The 3,770-nt window shown below is 63.1% G+C and carries 4 protein-coding genes; 1 reads left to right on the top strand and 3 read right to left on the bottom strand.

Annotated features, from left to right (window positions below; all coding sequences use genetic code 11):
- Positions 1 to 115: 115 nt before the first annotated feature.
- Positions 116 to 538 carry a DUF6414 family protein gene (locus BEMPMBAN_RS30875; RefSeq protein ID WP_159235281.1) on the bottom strand — a complete coding sequence of 141 codons (423 nt, stop codon included), beginning with the start codon at positions 536 to 538 and terminating at the stop codon, positions 116 to 118.
- A 493-nt stretch (positions 539 to 1,031) separates the two neighbouring features.
- Between BEMPMBAN_RS30875 and BEMPMBAN_RS30870 the strand changes: the two genes are divergently transcribed.
- A complete protein-coding gene (locus BEMPMBAN_RS30870; RefSeq protein WP_159235280.1) occupies positions 1,032 to 1,352 on the top strand; it encodes a DUF1508 domain-containing protein in 321 nt (106 codons plus the stop codon).
- Positions 1,353 to 1,412: 60 nt separating this feature from the next.
- Here the strand turns inward: BEMPMBAN_RS30870 and groL are convergent, their stop codons facing one another.
- Together groL and groES are read right to left on the bottom strand one after the other, a co-directional pair.
- Positions 1,413 to 3,047, bottom strand: coding sequence for a chaperonin GroEL (gene groL, locus BEMPMBAN_RS30865; protein ID WP_159235279.1), 1,635 nt, complete (start codon positions 3,045 to 3,047; stop codon positions 1,413 to 1,415).
- An 87-nt stretch (positions 3,048 to 3,134) separates the two neighbouring features.
- On the bottom strand, positions 3,135 to 3,437 hold the full coding sequence (gene groES / locus BEMPMBAN_RS30860; RefSeq protein WP_048630140.1) for a co-chaperone GroES: 303 nt from the start codon (positions 3,435 to 3,437) through the stop codon (positions 3,135 to 3,137).
- Positions 3,438 to 3,770 lie beyond the last annotated feature (333 nt).

Genomic DNA, 3,770 nt, shown 5'->3' with positions numbered 1-3,770 from the left:
ATATTGTGGGCAGCGGTCATCGCGTGTGTTCTTTCTTTGCTCGAGTGACTTTGACGGGTCTCTCGAAGAATCACGCGATGACCTTCAATCATTCGGCTACGACACGCCGGCGCTACTAATCAGGTCCGACTCGTACACCACTCTGCTGGACGCAACCCCCTCCACCGCCGCGAGCCGCCAGCCGAGAACCCTGGTCGATATCGACGTCGCACTCCCATGCAATCGTCTCGCCAACCTGGAGCGAGGGAAAGTTTGAATCTGGCTCTACGACATCGACCCAGGCGATCGTCTCCGGATCGTCGTTGGCGATGGCGAGAATCCGCTGAAACTGCGCTTCGGGTGGGTACTGCATGGTCCAGAGCTGTTCGTCCTCGGATCCACGTTCGCCCTTGACCCCCGCCAACTTCAGGTCGATGTTCCCTCCCCCTGCCCCCTTCTTGACCAAGCGGACCTTGGTTTCGGCGATAAGGCCACCATCCACCTGAGCTGCGTAGCCTTTCAGCGTGGGTTCGTCTAGGTATACGAAGCGAATCAGCACAGGGTTTACCCTAGGGCGACGGTGTCGCTTCTTTGTCGCTGACGTTCGTTAAACCCCGTTCGCTCGCTCCTCGTCGACTTGAGCCATCCGTAATCCCCGTTTAAGGCCAAAAGCAGCAAAGCGCCGACTTATAACACAGCCCTCCGACAAGTACCGGCGGTCATCGGCGTGTCGCACGCCTGACACCCCTCTGAGATGCTTTGATTAGGATTCCGACACTTTTCTCTGGTGTGTCGCAGCGGGCTCGCGCACAATTGACGGCTAAGCCCGGTAAACTCATCCCTGACACGCAGCAAGCCCCAAGGCCCAGTCCTTGGGGGACTTGGGTCACCTGAGGCTTGGCGTCTACTTTTGGCGGAGTAGAGATGTCCAAGTTATCAGGAACACTGCCTTCAGGGTCAATTCTGAAGCGCATTGTGATCCGAGTCGCCCCTTGCCCGTGTTGCCGATTGCGTCCATTCGGGGGCGCGATCGAACGCGAAGGAGCGTGCTGATGTACTTCAGTGCGGGTGAAACGAAAAGCAGTGGCAAGTACTCGTGGTGGCTGTACGGCGAAAATCACGAAAAGGTGGCGTGGGCCGGTGAGACATTCCCGAGTCATTACAACGCCAAGCGGGCCGCTGAGTCGTTCAAGGCTGGCGCGTCAACCGCCCGGTTCGAGGTCTACCTCGACGACGGCGCCGAGTACCGCTGGCGTGCCAGCCGTTCTAGCGACAAGGTTGCCGCCTCAGGCGAATCGTTCGACAGCAAGTACAACGCCGAGCGCGCTGCCGAGAATGTCCGCATCAACGCAGGCAGGGCTACGGGTCCGTAACCCCTGAGAATGGCGCACCCCCGGTGATCCTGTCACCGGGGGTGTTCCATCGTTCAGTACTTAGTGCGAGTGGCCGTGTCCGTGGCTGTGGCCATGTCCGTGGCCGTCTTCCTCGTCCTGGCTTACACGCTCGACAATCGCCGTCTCGGTGGTCAGGATCATCCGGGCCACCGACGCCGCGTTGACGACGGCAGAGCGGGTCACCTTGACCGGGTCGATCACACCGTCGGCGAGAAGGTCGCCGTATTCCAGCGTGGCGGCGTTGAAGCCGTGACCAGCCGGCAGCTCGGCGACCTTGTTCACCACGACCGAACCGTCCAGCCCGGCGTTGGTGGCAATCCAGTACAGCGGCGACACCAAAGCCGAGGAGAACACGTCGACACCTAGTGCCTCGTCACCGGACAGCGATTCGCGCAGCTTCGCCAGGCCGGCCCGAGCCTGCACCAGTGCGGCACCACCACCGACGACGATGCCCTCTTCGACGGCTGCCTTGGCTGCGGAGACGGCGTCCTCGACGGCCTCCTTGCGCTTCTTCAGATCGGTCTCGGTGGCTGCGCCGACCTTGATGACGGCAACCCCGCCGGCCAGCTTGGCCAACCGCTCCTCGAGCTTCTCGCGATCCCAATCCGAGTCGCTGGCCTCGATCTCCGCCCGCAACTGAGCGGCGCGGCCCTCGATGGCCTCCTTGGTTCCGCCACCGTCGACGATGGTGGTGCTGTCCTTGTCGACAACGACGCGCCGGGCGCTACCCAGCACCTCGAGGCCGACCTCACGCAGCATCAGACCCACGTCGGGGTTGACGACCTGCCCGCCGGTGACGACCGCGAGATCGTCGAGGAACGCCTTGCGGCGATCACCAAAGAACGGTGCCTTGACCGCAACGGCCTTCAGCGTCTTGCGGATCGCGTTGACGACCAGGGTGGACAGCGCCTCACCCTCGACGTCCTCGGCGACGATGAGCAACGGCTTGCCGCTCTCGGCGACCTTCTCCAGCAGCGGAAGCAGGTCCGGCAGCGAGCTGATCTTCTCGCGGTGCAGCAGCACCAGCACGTCCTCGAGAATCGCCTGCTGGGCGTCGAAGTCGGTGACGAAGTACGCCGACAGATAGCCCTTGTCGAAGCCCACGCCGTCGGTGATCTCCAACTCGGTCAACAGCGTCGAGGACTCCTCGACCGACACGACACCGTCGTGGCCGACCTTGGTCATCGCCTCGCCGACCAGCTCGCCAACCTCCTCATCGCGGGAGGACACCGTGGCGACCTGTGCGATTGCCTTCTTGTCGGTGACAGGCGTCGCCCCGGCCAGCAGGGCCTCCGATACCGCGTCGGCGGCCTTCGAGATGCCCGCACCCAGCGCGATCGGGTTGGCACCGGCTGCGACGTTGCGCAGGCCGGACTTGACCAGCGCCTGCGCCAACACCGTTGCGGTGGTGGTGCCGTCACCGGCGACGTCGTTGGTCTTGGTGGCGACGGACTTGACCAGCTGGGCGCCGAGGTTCTCGAACGGGTCTTCCAGGTCGATCTCGCGGGCGATGGTGACACCGTCGTTGGTGACGGTCGGGCCACCGAATGCCTTGGCCAGCACCACATGGCGACCGCGCGGGCCGAGCGTCACCTTGACGGCGTCGGCGAGCTTGTCGACGCCCGCCTCCATCGCGCGGCGCGCGGTTTCGTTGAATTCAATCTGCTTGCTCATAAGTTTCTTTCCCTAAGACGGGTATGACGCGCGCCGCCCCGGACATCACCCGTATGCGGGAACGTCCGGGGCGGAACACGATATTGCTTACTTGGAAACGACAGCCAGCACGTCACGCGCCGACAGGATCAGGTACTCCTCATTGTTGTACTTGATCTCGGTGCCGCCGTACTTGCTGTAGATCACCACGTCGCCCTCGGACACATCCAGGGGAATCCGCTTCTCGCCATCCTCATCCCAGCGGCCGGGGCCTACTGCGACGACGGTGCCTTCCTGCGGCTTCTCCTTGGCGGTGTCGGGGATGACCAGACCGGATGCGGTCGTGGTCTCGGCCTCGTTGGCCTGAACGAGGATCTTGTCCTCGAGTGGCTTGATGTTCACGCTCGCCACGATGGAGCCCCTTCACTCATGTTGGTGTATGTACTCGGCGGCCGGTGACCGCCCTCGCGCCGTCGTCGCGGGTGCCGACACAGGGGTTGAACCGACTGCCACCTAGCACTCTATACACGCGAGTGCTAGCACTCAAGATCGGGATGCGCTTGAGCTGCCATCAATGTCGGTGGCTGGCTGTAGAATCGCACGTATGTTCGACTCGTTGTTCGCTGGTGTGGCTGATGACGCGTTGGTGGGTGTGGTCGAGCGGTTGGCGCGGGAGGAAGCGCAGGTGGCGGCGCGGCGGTTGGCGGCGATCGCGGAGTTGGTGGTCCGCACGGTTGATGAGGA

The sequence above is a fragment of the Mycolicibacterium austroafricanum genome (assembly GCF_902705885.1).
Taxonomy (GTDB): domain Bacteria; phylum Actinomycetota; class Actinomycetes; order Mycobacteriales; family Mycobacteriaceae; genus Mycobacterium; species Mycobacterium vanbaalenii_A.
The sequence above is the reverse complement of the archived record's forward strand: the minus strand, read 5'-3'. Positions and strand labels throughout refer to the sequence as shown.